Origin of the sequence: Bradyrhizobium sp. CCBAU 45394, from assembly GCF_028128655.1 — a bacterium.
Classification (GTDB): Bacteria; Pseudomonadota; Alphaproteobacteria; order Rhizobiales; family Xanthobacteraceae; genus Bradyrhizobium; species Bradyrhizobium diazoefficiens.
In genome coordinates, this window is the sequence record NZ_LBIX01000004.1 from 372555 (window position 1) to 386710 (window position 14156).

General features: G+C 66.7%; 13 protein-coding genes. 5 read left to right on the top strand and 8 right to left on the bottom strand.

The features are described 5' to 3' along the window. Positions 1-1317 carry an HlyD family secretion protein gene (locus tag WN73_RS02500; RefSeq protein ID WP_060908614.1) on the bottom strand — a complete coding sequence of 439 codons (1317 nt, stop codon included), beginning with the start codon at positions 1315-1317 and terminating at the stop codon, positions 1-3. A 195-nt stretch (positions 1318-1512) separates the two neighbouring features. Here WN73_RS02500 and WN73_RS02505 point away from each other — a divergent pair, with 195 nt between their 5' ends. After that, entirely contained in the window at positions 1513-2148 is a 636-nt protein-coding gene (locus WN73_RS02505) for a TetR/AcrR family transcriptional regulator (protein ID WP_060908615.1), read from the top strand. A 55-nt stretch (positions 2149-2203) separates the two neighbouring features. After that, positions 2204-2545 carry a DUF6665 family protein gene (locus tag WN73_RS02510; RefSeq protein WP_271551344.1) on the top strand — a complete coding sequence of 114 codons (342 nt, stop codon included), beginning with the start codon at positions 2204-2206 and terminating at the stop codon, positions 2543-2545. 34 nt (positions 2546-2579) lie between these two features. On the opposite strand, the gene WN73_RS02515 is transcribed toward WN73_RS02510, so the two are convergent. Both WN73_RS02515 and WN73_RS02520 read right to left on the bottom strand, forming a co-directional pair. Beyond that, positions 2580-3794 (bottom strand): extensin-like domain-containing protein, encoded by a 1215-nt coding sequence (locus WN73_RS02515; protein WP_271551345.1) that lies wholly within the window; start codon positions 3792-3794, stop codon positions 2580-2582. 410 nt (positions 3795-4204) lie between these two features. Continuing rightward, positions 4205-5095 (bottom strand): DUF2147 domain-containing protein, encoded by an 891-nt coding sequence (locus tag WN73_RS02520; RefSeq protein WP_011089367.1) that lies wholly within the window; start codon positions 5093-5095, stop codon positions 4205-4207. A 197-nt stretch (positions 5096-5292) separates the two neighbouring features. On the opposite strand from WN73_RS02520, the gene WN73_RS02525 reads away from it, so the two are divergent. Continuing rightward, a complete protein-coding gene (locus WN73_RS02525) occupies positions 5293-6087 on the top strand; it encodes a DUF2147 domain-containing protein (RefSeq protein WP_271551346.1) in 795 nt (264 codons plus the stop codon). Between the two features lie 295 nt (positions 6088-6382). Continuing rightward, positions 6383-7825 carry a FecR domain-containing protein gene (locus WN73_RS02530; RefSeq protein WP_271551617.1) on the top strand — a complete coding sequence of 481 codons (1443 nt, stop codon included), beginning with the start codon at positions 6383-6385 and terminating at the stop codon, positions 7823-7825. A 266-nt stretch (positions 7826-8091) separates the two neighbouring features. Here the strand turns inward: WN73_RS02530 and WN73_RS02535 are convergent, their stop codons facing one another. Both WN73_RS02535 and asd read right to left on the bottom strand, forming a co-directional pair. Continuing rightward, a complete protein-coding gene (locus tag WN73_RS02535; RefSeq protein ID WP_271551347.1) occupies positions 8092-8655 on the bottom strand; it encodes an NUDIX hydrolase in 564 nt (187 codons plus the stop codon). Positions 8656-8722: 67 nt separating this feature from the next. Next, complete coding sequence (gene asd / locus WN73_RS02540; RefSeq protein ID WP_271551348.1) at positions 8723-9586, bottom strand: archaetidylserine decarboxylase; 864 nt, start codon at positions 9584-9586, stop codon at positions 8723-8725. 35 nt (positions 9587-9621) lie between these two features. Between asd and WN73_RS02545 the strand changes: the two genes are divergently transcribed. Beyond that, positions 9622-11286, top strand: coding sequence for an aminotransferase class III-fold pyridoxal phosphate-dependent enzyme (locus WN73_RS02545; protein ID WP_271551349.1), 1665 nt, complete (start codon positions 9622-9624; stop codon positions 11284-11286). Between the two features lie 281 nt (positions 11287-11567). On the opposite strand, the gene WN73_RS02550 is transcribed toward WN73_RS02545, so the two are convergent. The 3 genes from WN73_RS02550 to WN73_RS02560 form a co-directional block, all read right to left on the bottom strand. Next, the gene (locus WN73_RS02550; RefSeq protein WP_271551350.1) at positions 11568-12227 is read right to left on the bottom strand and encodes a hypothetical protein; all 660 of its coding nucleotides are present in this window, start codon (positions 12225-12227) and stop codon (positions 11568-11570) included. Between the two features lie 125 nt (positions 12228-12352). Beyond that, the gene (locus tag WN73_RS02555) at positions 12353-13042 is read right to left on the bottom strand and encodes a class I SAM-dependent methyltransferase (protein WP_011089374.1); all 690 of its coding nucleotides are present in this window, start codon (positions 13040-13042) and stop codon (positions 12353-12355) included. A gap of 33 nt (positions 13043-13075) precedes the next feature. Beyond that, positions 13076-14128, bottom strand: a complete 1053-nt coding sequence (locus WN73_RS02560; protein WP_271551351.1) for a glycosyltransferase family 4 protein — start codon at positions 14126-14128, stop codon at positions 13076-13078. Between the last annotated feature and the right edge of the window lie 28 nt (positions 14129-14156).

Here is a 14156-nt window from a genome sequence, read left to right on the forward strand (position 1 = left end):
CTACTGCGGATGGATCATGGTGGGATCGTCGAGATCGACCTCGCTGTCGGCGTCGGCCGCGCCCTTGTTGGTGTCGACGGTCGCGTAGACCGACATGCCGGCGCGGAGCAGGTTCTGCTTCGCGACCGACTTCGGCACGCGGATGCGGACCGGCACGCGCTGCACGATCTTGGTGAAATTGCCGGTGGCGTTGTCGGGCGGCAGCAGCGTGAACACCGAGCCCGCGCCCGCCGCGATGCTCTCGACGACGCCGGAGAACTTGCGCATGCCATAGGCATCGACCTTGATCGTCACCGGCTGGCCGGGGCGGATGCGCTTGAGCTGCGTTTCCTTGAAGTTGGCGTCGATATAGACGTCGTCGAGCGGCACGACGTTGCCGAGCCGCTGGCCGACCGCGACGAAGTCGCCGGCGCTGACGAGGCGATTCGAGAACGTGCCGTTGACCGGCGCGCGCACCGCGGTGAAGGCGAGATCGCGCTCGGCCTTGGCGAGCGAGGTCTTGAGCTCGGCAAGCTGGGCCTGGGCTTCGGCCTGCTGCGCCTTGGTGACGTCGACGTTGCTGACGGCGACGTCATAGGCGGCCTGCGCGGCCTTGACCGCGGCGGCGCCCTGGTCGCGTCCGGCTTCCGAGCTCTCGAAGGTGGCGCGCGACGCAAAGCCCTTGCTGCTCAGCGCCTGCTGGCGCTCATAATCGAGGTCGGCGCGCTTGAGGCCCGCTTCAGCCGAGACGAGCTGCGCCTTGGCCTGGGCAACCTGGCTCTCGAGCGCCGCGATCTGGCGACCGATGCGATCGATGGTGGCCTGCTGGGTCGCGATCCTGGTCGCGGCGGCATCGACCGCGATCTTGTAGTCGCCGTCGTCGATACGGAAGATGACGTCGCCGGCGCGCACCGTCGTGTTGTCGCCAGCAAGGATCGAGGAAATGTGGCCGGCAACGCGCGCGCCGAGCATGGTGTTGTTGGCGCGGACATAGGCGTCGTCGGTGGCGATGTAGAAGCGGCCGACTAGCGTGTAATAGCCGGCATAGCCGGCTGCCGCGAGCGCCAGCACGAGACCGACGCCCATCAGGACGAATTTGCGCTTGCCGGATTTCGGCGTGCCGCTGGCAGCGGGCGCGTCTGACCCGGGTGTGGCCGGCTTGTCGGTCACGGGCTTCCCCGGCGCCTCGCTGCGGCGCTTCGCTTCCTCGGCCACATGGGAGCGCAACTGCTCGGCGAGAACGGCGGACGTCTCGGTCACAGGTTCAACGTTCGCCGAATTCGTCTCCACCGTATCCTGGCGAAGGACGCGCGCAGCCTGGTCTCTCGATACGGCCATAAAGGCCTCCTCAAAAAAAAGCGCGATGAAGGACGGCCGCCTGCGGCGTGTTCCCCTCGCTTAACCCAAATATCATTGACCGAACCGTTCGGTCAATATACATAATATCAAGCGTCGGACCCTACTGGCCCGAATCCTTTATTTGCGTTTCATAGTTCGGCACCTCGTCCAGAAACCTTCCGAGACCCTGAACCAATGGTTGTAGCTGCCAGCGAACATCTGCACGTCATCCAGGAGGAGGACAGCTCCAAGCGCCGCCAGATCCTGGACGGGGCCCGCAAGGTGTTCATGGATCTCGGCTTCGACGGCGCCAGCATGGGCGAGATCGCGCGCGCGGCGCAGGTCTCCAAGGGCACGCTCTATGTCTACTTCGCCGACAAATGCGCGCTGTTCGAAGCCATCCTCGAGCAGGAGGCGCTACAGCACGGTCAGGTCGTGTTCAATTTCGATCCCGCCCGCGATGCCGAGACCACGCTGAATGAGTTCGGCCGGGCCTACATCCATCTGCTCTGCCGGCCGGGCGGCGGATCGGCGATCCGCACCGTGATGGCGATCGCCGAGCGCATGCCCGATGTCGGCCGCCGCTACTACGCGCGGGTGCTGGACAAGACCATCAACCGCCTCTCCGATTATCTCAAAGCCCACGCCGCCGCCGGCGATCTCACGATCGACGATTGCGACCTTGCCGCCTCGCAGTTCATGGAACTGTGCAAGGCCTCGCTCTTCCTGCCCTTCGTCTTCCAGGCCGCGCCCGCACCGTCGGAAGAGCGCATGACCGAGGTGGTCGACAGCGCGACGCGGATGTTCCTGGCGGCGTACCGGGCGAAGTAACGGCAAGCACGCCACGCGTTGCGCATGCCGGTCTCGCGGCATTATATTTGCGGCCATGTCCCGTGATCTTCGCCCGCCTGTCGATATCCTCCATTATGAGATCGTCCAGGAACAGGCCTCGGCGCTTGGACGGATGGGCCGCACACTCGAGCAGAGCCTTGCGCGCTTGCGCGAGTTCGACGCCGCCCACGCAGCCTCGGGGACGCCGGCCTCGATGCAGGCGGCGAGGCGCAAGCTGGTGATGGAAGCCGGCCAGGCGCTCTGGATGTTCGTGGTGCAACGTGAGGCGTCCGGCTTGCGCGACAGCCGCCATATCATGCGCACCTACAACGTCCCCGGCGAGGTGCAGCTGTGCATGGGGGTGGTCCCCGCACAGTCGAAGCCGGCCTCGAAATAACTTTCTGACTGCGTAGGGCTACTGGCGAACGCGCCTAATCGTCAGCGTACTCGTCTTCTTCCTGCTTGCGCGTCGTTGCCTTGCGCGCTCCGAGCGAGCCGGTGACATAGGGATCGCGCCTGCCGGCGTAAGGGTTGCGCTGCTGCGCGCGCCCGGCGACCTCTTCGCCAGAGACGGCGGCCGGCTGGCAGATCAGCCGGCGGCTGGCCCGGCGCATCAGATCGACGTGGATGTGATCGTAGTGATAGACGTTCGAGCCCGGCGCGAGCACCGTGGTGAAATGCGCGCACGCCCCTGACTGCACGTCGCGCAGAAAGCCCTGCTCTTCCGGCATGCCGCGCCAGCCGTCCTTCACCGTGACGCGGCGGCCGTCGGCGAGCACGAAGGCGGCGATGTCGAGCGCGTTGCCGAAGGCATGCTCGGAAATGTGGGCGTGCGGATTGCCGTTCATGCCGCGGCAGGAATAGGCCGAGATCTGCTTGAGCTCGACGACGCGGGCGCCGAACCAGCGCATCGCCGACGGCTGCACGGTGTCGGCGAGCCAGCGGTCGAGCTCGGACACGATCGGACAGGCCAGCGTCGCGGTCGGCTTCACCGCGACGGGGCCGACGGCGGTGACGGGATTGCCCTGCGCGGGACCGAGCCGCGGCAGCGGCTGCTGCGCGGGCGCCTGCGAATAAGGTGCGGGACCGGGCTGCCGCGCCGGATAGCTCGGCGCATTCATGTAGCGCGCCGCGCCCGCGGCATCGGTGCCCTCGGGCGGCAGGTCGATCTCGTCTTCCTGCGGCGCCACGCCGGGCGCGTTCAGTGACATCGGCCCGGACGAGGCGCCATAGCCGGACGGCTGGCGCACCGCGCTCTCGGGATAGTTCGACCGCTGCGGATAGGAGGATGCCGGATATGCCTGGTTCTGCGGAACATTCGATCGCGGCTGCGTCACCGGCCAGCGCGGCTGGCTGCCGACATTGCCCGGCGGGCGCAGCTCCTCGTCGGCAAACCCGTAGCTGCTCGAGGCTTCGCCGATGGCGGCGACCTTGAGCGGAAACTCCGCGCCACAGCTGCCGGGCCCGGAGATCGGGTCGATGCGGACGATGTCCGCACTCTCTTTCACCGCGCCGGATTTCAGGCATGCGGCTTCCGCCTCGGCCCGCCACGGTTCACGTTCGGCCTGGAAGAAGCCGCGTCCGCAACCCGCTAGCGAAACAAGGACGATGGAGCCGACGAGATACAAACGAACTCCGCGCGTCATGCACGCACGTTCGGTGAATTTACTTAAAGACTCTTCAACGTGTTGATTTCAGCCTTCCTTAACCATGCCGGCCCGGGCCGTGCGCCAGCTCCTGGGGATGAGCGACAGCAAGGCTGACTTTTTCACAACGTGACTTTCTGTTAACCATGTTGGTTGGGCGCGCGAGCGGCGGGAGCCTGCTCCAGCGGAGCATCCTCCAGCGCAGGATTCTTGGGAGCCAGGATTCTTGGGAGCCAGTATTCTTGGGAGCAACGGCATGACGTTCGCCGGGAGACTGAGCGTGATCACCGCGTACCTCGCCATGGCCTTCGTCGGCGCCATCGTGCTCGGCATGATCTAGCGGCCATCGATCAACCACGCCGGAGACCGCTTACCTTCCCCGGGAGGGCGAGCGTAAGCCGAGTGCATTGCTACGACCGCGCACCCCACTGCCGCGATGTCGTGGCCAACTGCTCCTGCGGCTCCTCAATGCGCGTCCAGTCGTTGCCGGAGCACCAGAAGCGGCCGAGTGCGCAGGCCTCGACGTAGAGCTTGCCGGGACTCTTCAGCGTCATCCTCGCATAATAGGTGTTGCCGGTGGAGCGGCTGTAGATGCTGCCGGTCCAGACGTCGTGCGATTTCTGCTTCATGTTGACGAGCACGCTCTCGCCCCTGCTCGACGCCTCGGTCAGTGCATAGCCGCATAGCGCGGAGCCGCAGCGTTCGATGCGGACCGTGCCCTTGGCGCCGTCGCTTTCCCACTGCCCGAGTGGCATGCCGGGCGACTCGTCGTCACTGCGCTGTGCGATCGTGGTAGTCGGCTTGATCTCGAGCTTCGGCGCGACGACCGGCGGCTCCATGCGCGGCGGATCGAGCGCGATCGGCTTTGGCGGATCGACGCGCGACAGCTCGACCCGTGGCGGATTGGAGCTGAGGGCCTCGATCCTTGGTGCCTCGGATCTTGGCGCCGGCGGCAGCACAACGGGCTGCGACGTCGTCGCGGCGAGCACGGGCGGCGGCGCAGGTAGCGGCGCGACCGCAATCGCCTGTGGCGGCCGGGCCGGGGTTGCCGGATAGACCGGCAGCGGCGCCTGGACGACCGGCGGTGGGACAGGCGCAGCAGGCGTCGTGGCGACGTCCTCCGCCGGCCGAAAGCTGCGATTGGAGGAAATCGAGACGCAGGACGCGGACCGGCAATTCCTGGGCGCCTCGACATGGAACCGGTGGCCGCCGATCGAGAAGGAGTAGGAACCGGCCCGGGCTGAAGGCGCAACCGCCAGCAGCGCGATCAATATGCCAAGCGAAATCGCAAGCCGCGTCATCGGCGCCTCCCTCTCTCTGTCGCGACGAGGTTACGCGGGATGAAATGCGGCTGAGTGTGCGCTGGCTCACCCAGGCGCCACGGGTCCTTGTGATGTCCATCACGGAGGACGGGACGGGCCGGGCGTAGGGTCGAACCACGCTTCATCCACCAGCGACTTCAGTCCAGATCGGGACCACGCATTTTCCGGAGGTTGTCATGAACAAGCTCACCATCGCCGCCACCGCACTCTTCCTCGCGTCGACCGCGGCCGCGCATGCCGGCAATTCGATCTCGTTCCAGATCGAGGGTCAGCACATCCGCATCGAGACGCCGCGCAACTGCGCCTCGCTCAACTGCGTGATCATCGTCGCGCCGGGCCTGTCGGACAAGCCGATCAAGCTGAACAACATCAACCTCAAGGGCCTTGGCTCCAAGGACGATGACGTCGACACCACGCCGGCTCCGGCCACCACCACCGCGCAGCCCGCGCCGGCTCCGGTGCAGCCGCAGCCCGTGCAGCAGGCACCGGTCCAGGCGACCGCGCCGGCCGCGCCTGCGATTGCCGCCCCCGCAGCTTCCGCCACGACGGTTGCCGCCGCTCCGTCCGTCGGCTTCGACAACACGGTGCAGCCCGCACCCGCTGCGGCTCCCGTTGCTGCGCCCGCGCCGGTCGCCGTTGCTCCCGCGCCCGCTCAGGCTCCGGTGGTCGCTGCGCCGGCGCCGGCCGCCAACACGCCGATCGGCGTCTGGGCGACCGAAGAGAACAAGGGCAATGTCCGCGTCGAGCAGTGCGGCGCCAATCTGTGCGGCTACGCCGAGAAGACCAACGAGCGCATCCTGATCAACATGAAGCCCGAAGGCGCGAAGTGGAGCGGCCGCATCCACGACCCCGACTCAGGCCGCAACTACGACTCGACGATCGCGATGAAGGGCCCGAACGCGATGCGCGTGCAGGGCTGTGCCTTCGGCGGCATGTTCTGCGGCGGCCAGACCTGGAAGCGCGTGAGCTGACGCGCGGAGCGCGTCATCCCGGGGCGATGCGAAGCATCGAACTATGGTGCGCAATTGCGCACCTGAGGATCTCGCGCCACAAACGCGCACCACAACTTCTAGATTCCGGGTTCGCGACGTTGTCGCGCCCCGGAATGACGAGCAAGAATAGACCACCACGTCCCTGATGCGGGGACGTGGCGTTTGAACGTTCGCCCCGTCCATGCGACAGATGTTCATCCGCCATTCAGCTCAATCAGGCTGAAATCGGCCGATCTCGCCTCGCGTTTCTCACCGGGACTCCCTCGTGATTTCAATGGTGGCCTGGCGCCGCTTCGTGTTCGCGCTTCCGCTGCTGGCCTTGCCGCTGGCCGGCGCGAGCGTGGCTTGTGCATCCGATGCAATCGAGCTCGCACAGGCGCAGCCGCAGGCACAGCCGGCGCCCGCCCCCTCCCCGACGCCCGCAGCTTCGCCGACACCGGCCGCGGACGCTCAATCCGCCGCCGTCGAGCCGATCGGCAACGTTGCGACCGTCACGGGGATCGCGACCGTGATCCGCGACAAGAATTCCTATCCGCTGCGCGTGCGCGACGACATCTATCTCAACGACGTCGTGCAGACCTCGTCGAACTCCTCGCTCGGCATCACCTTCAACGATGCGACCACGTTCAACCTCTCCGCCAGCGCCAGGATCACCATCGACAATTACGTCTATGAGGACGGCGGCAAGCAGAATTCGGCGATCTTCGACATCGGCAAGGGCACGGTTGCCTTCGTTGCGGCGGCGGTGGCAAAGACCGGCGACATGAAGATCGCGACGCCGACCGCGACGCTCGGCATCCGCGGCACCACCGGCGTCGTCGATGTGCCCGAGGGTGCGGTCGCGAGCAGCGCCAGCAACGTCAACATCAAGCTCTATCCAGACGCCGACGGCCGGGTCGGACACATCGAGGTCAACGACCGCACCAGCGGCACGCGGCTCGGCGCGCTGACGCAAGCCGCAAGCGGCTTTGCGATCCGCCCCGGCACGGGCGGCCCCGGCGGCATGCGCTTTGCGGCCGTGCCGATCACCATTGCCCCGCAGCAGATCGCGCGCGACCGCAGCTTCGTCAGCCAGGTGCATCTGGCGCAGACCACGGGCCGCCAGATCGTCACCGAGCAGCGCGACTTCCGCCGCGCCAATCCGACCGCGATCAGCCGCATTCCGCGACCGGCGCAGCCGCCGCAGCAGCAGCAATTGCGGCCGACGACGGCGCCGGGCCAACAGCCGCAGCGGCCGAATGGTCAGCCTGGCCAGAACAACCGTCCGGGTCAGCAGCAGCCGGGCACGCCAAACCGGCAAGGCGCACAGCCGCCGCAGCGGCAGGGCCAAGGACAACAAGGACAGGGCGGCGCGGTGCAGCCCGGTACGCCGCGCGCGGGCCAGCAGCCACAGGGTCAGCAGCATGGTGCGGGCCGGCCCGCCGGCGCACCGCGCACCGGACCCAGCGTCCAACCCGGCGGCACGCCGCAAACCCAGCCGCCGCGCGCCGGCCAGACTCCCGCACAGCCGGGAGGAGCCGTGCCGCCGCAGCCGGGTACGACACCGCAGCCGCAAGCGCCGCGCACCGGATTGCAGCCGGGCCAGCCGCCCGCAGTCCAGCAGCCCGGCGGCATCCAGCGCCAGGGCGGATTCCAGCAGCGCCCGCCCGCCGCACAACGCCCCGCAGCGCCGCGCAAGCCGGCGCCCGCTCCGAAGGAGAAGAAAGAGCGGCGGTAGGCATCGAGTGCGCCACATCGCCGGTGCGCTCCCTCGCCCCGTTCTTACGGGGGCGCGACGAGCTTCGCTCGCGCTGAGAGGGTTGAGGTGAGGGGCTGCTTCCGCGAGCTCGATTTCAATTGTCGGCGGAGCACCCAGCTCGATAATTGTCGTGCGTGTCGGATGGACTTCCATTTTTGCAACGGTGTGCCCTGCCCCTCACCCGGATCGCTTGCGCGATCCGACCTCTCCCCGCTGAAGGGCGGGGAGAGGTAAGAAACGACAACTCACGCCTCGCCGCGCAGCCAGGCCTTCACCTTTTGCAACAGGCCGTGGCGCAGCTCGTCGACCGACGCGGCCTCGGCGGGCGTCAGCGTCCGCAAGGCTGCGTCGACGTCGTCGCTCGCCGGCCGCGGCTCGGGTGCGGCCGAAGATGCAAGGCCGGCGGCGGCGATCGCGATCGGGCCGATCTGGATCAGGAAGGCGCGCTCGTATTCGCGCGACAGGCGCACGATCGCATCGTCCAGCGTCAGCCAGTCGACCGCCTTGATGTCGTTCATCAGCTTGCGGACCGGACCGCCCTCGGCCTCCATGCGCCAGAAATGCACGACCTTGGAGCGGCCGCCCGACTGATAGACGAGCGTGCCCAGGAATTCGTGGATGGCGACCTCGTGGCCGGTCTCTTCCAGCACCTCGCGGTGCGCGGCCTGTTTCGGCGTCTCGCCGTCGTCGAGCTTGCCCTTCGGCAAGACCCATTCGTTGCGCTTGCGCTGGCGCACGACCGCGATCAGCGGCGGCGCGCCACGCCGCAGCACAATACCCCCCGCCGCCATCGCCGGCGCCCGCGCCATCACCCAATCCGTATCGATCTATTCGTCCCCGCCGACCATATAGGCGGCGGGGACGGCGGATTGAAGGCTACTTTCTCCTGAGCAGCGCTTGACCGGCGCGAATGCGAGTGCCCTCGGCGATGCCGTCGCAAAACGCAAAATCGCCGGGCGCGAGGATGATGATGGTCGAGCCGTGCTCGAACCAGCCGAGCTCCTCGCCCTTGCTCACGTTGACTTCGCAGGGGAAGTTGACCGGGCCCTTCGTCTGCGCGTTCAGCACCATGTCGAGGAAGTGCAGGCGGATGCTCGCGACCAGAATCGCTGCGACCGGCACCAGCGTCACCGCCTCGCCGGTGGACAGATGCGTGCGGATCACCGCGCGCTCGTTCTTGCAGAACAGGCGCTCGACCCGCTTCAGCGCGATCGGGTTGACGTTCCAGACGTCGCCATGGATCAGCGTGACCCGCTCGATATGCGCGTCATAGGGCGCATGGAAGCGATGATACATGCTCGAGGTCAGCCGCAGCGTGACGAAGGATCCGTTGCGGTGCTGGTCGACCAGGGCGGAATCGCCCAGCAGATCGAGCAGCGAATAGGGCGCGCCCTTGACCTGGAACAGCTCGGTATCCGCGATCCGGCCATGCGCGCCGACGATGCCGTCGGAGGGGCTGGCGACAATGGATGGGTCGGGATCAAACGGACGCAGGCCCGGCTTCAGCTCCCGGGTGAAGCAGTCGTGCAGGCTCTTGAAATGCGTTTTCCGCGCCTCCGACAGGTCGAGGTCGGAGAACAGCTTCCACAGCGCGATCGAGAAATCCCGCACCAACGGATTCTCGATCTTGGAGAACCAGCCCATGAAGCGGGTCAACGCGGCGCGGGGGATGCGGTTGGTCAACAGGAAGTTGAGGTCTTCCTGCTGGGTGAAAGAGGCGATGAGGGCTTTGACTGTCATGAATCTGTCAGCTCGCAGTATTAGCGCTTGTTGTCATGGAAACGACACTCCCGATTCTCTCGATGTCCGTAGCCGCCGCAGCGTCCGCTGCCGCCGCCTTCCCGAAGCTCAAGGCGCGGATCGAACTCTCCGACGCCAAGCACCGCTCGCTCGCCGGGCACTCCAAGATGTCGCGCCGGGTGGCCCGGCTGCTCCCGTTCTACGAGTTCGGAGAGAACGACTACTTCTCTTGCGACGGCGCGCCCGCGAACATCGCGGCCCAGCGCAAGGACGGCTTCTTCCGCCTCGCAAGCCTCTACGCCGAGCGCTACCCGAAGGGGCGCGCGATGACGAAGGAAGCCGCGGAAAAGATCTCCGACCTGAACTTCACCGAGAGCTACCGCGTGCCGTTCCAGTTCTCGCGCCTCGTCCGCGAGCATCTGGGCACCTCGACCTTCATGGAGTCTTCGCGCGGCGTCACCGTCACCGATGTCGACGGCAACACCTCCTACGATCTCACGGGGTCCTACGGCGTCAACATCTTCGGCAACGACTTCTACAAGGAGTGCATCGAGGGCTCCGAGAAGCGGGCGCACGCGCTGGGACCGGTGCTCGGCCCCTATCACCCCGTTATCCTCGAGAACGTGACCCGGCTGTGCCAGATCTCCGGCCTCGACGAGGTCTCGTTCCACATGTCCGGCACCGAGGCCGTGATGCAGGCGGTGCGGCTCGCGCGCTACCACACCAGGCGCACGCATCTCGTTCGCTTTGCGGGGGCCTATCACGGCTGGTGGGGCGACGTGCAGCCCGGCGTCGGCAATCCGCTTCCCGCGCACGAGACCTATACCCTCGCCGAGATGTCGGAGAAGACGCTGCATGTCCTGCGCACGCGCAAGGACATCGCCTGCGTGCTGGTCAATCCGCTCCAGGGCCTGCATCCGAACGCCAATGCGCCCGGCGATTCCTCGCTGGTCGACAGCTCCCGCGGCGGCAATTTCGATCGCGCGGCCTACACGGAATGGCTGAAGAAGTTGCGCGAAGTCTGCACCGAGCGCGGCATCGTGCTGATCTTCGACGAGGTCTTCGTCGGCTTCCGCCTCGCCGCGGGCGGCGCCCAGGAATACTTTGGCGTGCGCGCCGACATGGTGACCTACGGCAAGAGCCTCGCCGGCGGCCTGCCGGTCGGCGTCGTCTGCGGCAAACGCGAGCTGATGCGCCGCTTCCGCGACGATCGTCCCGCCGACATCTGCTTCGCGCGCGGCACCTTCAACTCGCATCCCTACGTCATGACGGCGATGGACGAGTTTTTGAGCCGGCTCGCCAGCCCGAACTTCCGCGCCATCTACGACGGGCTGGACGCGACCTGGAACGGCCGCGCGGAAAAGCTCAACCAGATGATGGAGAGCGCCGGCCTGCCGGTGCGGTTCGCAAACTTCTCGTCGATCTGGACGGTGAAATACACCACGCCGTCCCGCTACAACTGGATGCTGCAATACTATTTGCGCGCCGAGGGCCTGGCGCTGAGCTGGGTCGGCACCGGACGGCTGATCTTCAGCCTCAACTACACCGACGCCGACTTCACGGAAGTGGCCGAACGCTTCGTCCGCGCCGCCGAGAAGATGAAGGCCGACGGCTTCTGGTGGCACGACGGCGTGCTCACCAACAAGAACATCAAGCGGCAGATTTTGAAAGAGATGCTGGCCAAGCGTTTTGGGCGCTGAGGCTTTTCGCTGCGCCCCGAACACCGCCCTATCCTCCCCCTCTCCCCGCTTGCGGGGAGAGGGTTGGGGTGAGGGGGACTCACCGCGAGCGCGGTGAGAGTTGGCGAGCGATCGGCTAGCCACGCCCCCGCGGAGAGCCCCCCTCACCCGCCGCGCTACGCGCGTCGGCCTCTCCCCGCGCGCGGGGAGAGGCGAAAAGGCCCCCGAGACGTGGATGCCCGGGACGAGCCCGGGCATGACGCAACCATCAGACATCGGAGTGTTGTGTTTACGCAGCGCGCTTAGGCGTGCTGCTCTTCGAGCGTGGGCTCGGAGATCAGGCCCAGCGTGTGCTCGGGGTTGAGGTGCAGGCCCGGGTCCATCAGCTCGCCGCGCATCAGGGCGAGCGGCGCGCTGCGATAGAGCATCAGATCGTGGAAGGGATCGGTCAGGATCTTGGTCATCCAGACGAGGCCGGTCTCGACGTCGCGGATGAAGAACAGGTGCACGGTACGGAACAGAAGACCACCGCCGCCGACCACGAGCCAGATCTTGGCGACCTGCCGCATGAAGTCGGTCGCGTTCGCCCAGGGCGTGAACAGGCCGAGCAGCGTCGGATCGGCAAGCAGCACCAGCGGCGAGGCCGCCCAGATCGCCATCAGCACCACCTTGCGCTGCAGGTTGTAGCCGACCTTGATCTCTTCCTTGTACTCGTGCGTCGCCTGGTTGATGTGGTCGTAAGTGTGCGGCTCGAAGAAGAAGTGACCGGCCTGGCGCGAGGTCATCGACACCAGCCAGCCGACCAGCGCGGAGATCGCGGGATCGACGAACAGCCAGACATAGGCGAAGAGGAAGCTCAGCGCGCTGATGAAGTGCAGGCTCTGATTGATGCGGCTGTGGTGATAGTAGCGATGGTCGTCCCAGCGCTGGGTCCGCAGCTGCTCGAGATAATTCTTGATCATGCTCTCCCCCAAAATGCTTTCGGGTACGGGATTACAGGGATTCGATGTACGCCGTGTGACATCATCATTTTGTCATGTGACGATGTGCAGCGGCGCGATGACGCACGCGAACGCGAAGTCGCAGATCACGCAGCCTTGGCGACGTCGACCTTGCGGAAGCGCACCAGCGAGAAATGGCCGAGCGGCGGAATCAGCCGGCGCTCGGCGAGCTCGATGCCGGGGGCGCCGGCCAGCCACTTGGCATAGCGCGACCAGGCGAACTCGGCGGTGCGGAAGCCGAGCGGACGCACCACCGGCTGCAGCTTCTGCTCGATGAAACGGCGCATGCCGGCATCGGCGCTGACGCGGGTCAGGATGATCAGCTCGCCGCCCGGACGCAGCACGCGGGCGAATTCGTCCAGCGCCTTCTCCGGGTTCGGCACGGCGGTGACGACATATTGCGCCATTACGACGTCGAAGGAATTGTCGGGGAATTCGAGCTTCTCGGCATCCATCACCGCGAGGCCTTCGACGTTCTTCAGCTTGCCTTCGGCGACGCGCTGGCGCGCCTTGTCGAGCATCGCTTCCGAAATGTCGGTGCCGAAGATGCGCAGGTTCGGGGCGTAGAGCGGCAGCGAGATGCCGGTGCCGACGCCGACCTCGAGCACGCGGCCGCCGATCTTGTTGGTGGCTGCGATCGCGGCCTGCCGGCCCTTGGCGAACACGCCGCCGAACACGAGATCGTAGACGGGCGCCCAGCGGTCGTAGGCCTGCTCGACCGTGCCGCGGGTGAGGTCGAGCTGCTGGGTGCCGTCAAGGTTCATGATCTTAGCCATCGGTGAGGTTCTCGCTGGGGTTCAAAGGGTGGATCAACCGCGCACCGGCCGCCGCGCCATCACCGGCGAGGCGCGCAAGGCGCGGCTGGGCTGAAGTGAGGTGAGGTTTCCGACGAACTGGCGCGCGCTGTTCTCCCAGGAGCGCTCCAGCGCGAAGTTGCGGCAGGTCTCGCGCGACATGGTGAGCGCGCGCAGGCACGCGGTGCGCAGATCGTGGTCGATCGCACCGATCGGATGATCGGCGATGACGTCCTTCGGGCCCGTCACCGGGAACGCCGCAACTGGCGTGCCGCAGGCGAGCGCCTCCAACTGCACCACGCCGAACGTGTCGGTCAGGCTCGGAAACACGAAGACGTCGGCAGCCGCGAGGTGCGCCGTGAGATCCGCGCCCTTCTTCTCACCGAGGAAGACCGCGTCCGGATATTTCTTTTCGAGCGCCGCCTTCTGCGGGCCGTCGCCGACGACGACCTTGGTGCCGGGCAGATCGAGCGCGAGGAACGCTTCGAGATTCTTCTCCACCGCCACCCGGCCCATGGTCATGAAGATCGGGCGCGGCAGATCGAGCTTGGCCGGAGCGTCCGGGTGGAACAGCTCGGTGTTGACGCCGCGCGTCCAGAAGCCGAGCCGCTTGAAGCCGCGCTCGGACAGCTCCTGCCGCAGCGAGGGCGTCGCCACCATGGTCATGGCGGCGGCATCGTGGAAGTGGCGCAGCACGGCATAGCCAACGCTCGCGGGGATGCCGGTCCGCACCGAGACATATTCCGGAAAGCGCGTGGTGTAGGAGGTGGTGAAGGCGAGCCGGTTGCGGCGGCAATAGGCCCGCGCGGCCCAGCCGATCGGCCCTTCGGTCGCGATGTGCAGCGCTTCCGGTGCGGCCTTCTCGATCCGCCGCGCGATCTCCTTAGCGCTCGGCAGCGCAATACGCAGGCCCGGATAGGTCGGCAGCGGCCACGACGGAAAGCCTTCCGGCGTGAGGAAGTCGATCTCGACGTCGAGGGCCTTGGCGGCGCCCGCCAGCGAGGTGAGCGTCCGGACCACCCCGTTAACCTGCGGATGCCAGGCGTCAGTCGCGATTAATACCCGCATGGGGAAATCCCGAGAGTTTGATGATTCT

Coding starts and splice junctions, on each gene's coding strand:
- WN73_RS02500 (WP_060908614.1), bottom strand. CDS start 1,317: ATGGCCGTATCGAGAGACCAGGCTGCGCGCGTCCTTCGCCAGGATACG.
- WN73_RS02505 (WP_060908615.1), top strand. CDS start 1,513: ATGGTTGTAGCTGCCAGCGAACATCTGCACGTCATCCAGGAGGAGGAC.
- WN73_RS02510 (WP_271551344.1), top strand. CDS start 2,204: ATGTCCCGTGATCTTCGCCCGCCTGTCGATATCCTCCATTATGAGATC.
- WN73_RS02515 (WP_271551345.1), bottom strand. CDS start 3,794: ATGACGCGCGGAGTTCGTTTGTATCTCGTCGGCTCCATCGTCCTTGTT.
- WN73_RS02520 (WP_011089367.1), bottom strand. CDS start 5,095: ATGACGCGGCTTGCGATTTCGCTTGGCATATTGATCGCGCTGCTGGCG.
- WN73_RS02525 (WP_271551346.1), top strand. CDS start 5,293: ATGAACAAGCTCACCATCGCCGCCACCGCACTCTTCCTCGCGTCGACC.
- WN73_RS02530 (WP_271551617.1), top strand. CDS start 6,383: ATGGTGGCCTGGCGCCGCTTCGTGTTCGCGCTTCCGCTGCTGGCCTTG.
- WN73_RS02535 (WP_271551347.1), bottom strand. CDS start 8,655: ATGGCGCGGGCGCCGGCGATGGCGGCGGGGGGTATTGTGCTGCGGCGT.
- asd (WP_271551348.1), bottom strand. CDS start 9,586: ATGACAGTCAAAGCCCTCATCGCCTCTTTCACCCAGCAGGAAGACCTC.
- WN73_RS02545 (WP_271551349.1), top strand. CDS start 9,622: ATGGAAACGACACTCCCGATTCTCTCGATGTCCGTAGCCGCCGCAGCG.
- WN73_RS02550 (WP_271551350.1), bottom strand. CDS start 12,227: ATGATCAAGAATTATCTCGAGCAGCTGCGGACCCAGCGCTGGGACGAC.
- WN73_RS02555 (WP_011089374.1), bottom strand. CDS start 13,042: ATGGCTAAGATCATGAACCTTGACGGCACCCAGCAGCTCGACCTCACC.
- WN73_RS02560 (WP_271551351.1), bottom strand. CDS start 14,128: ATGCGGGTATTAATCGCGACTGACGCCTGGCATCCGCAGGTTAACGGG.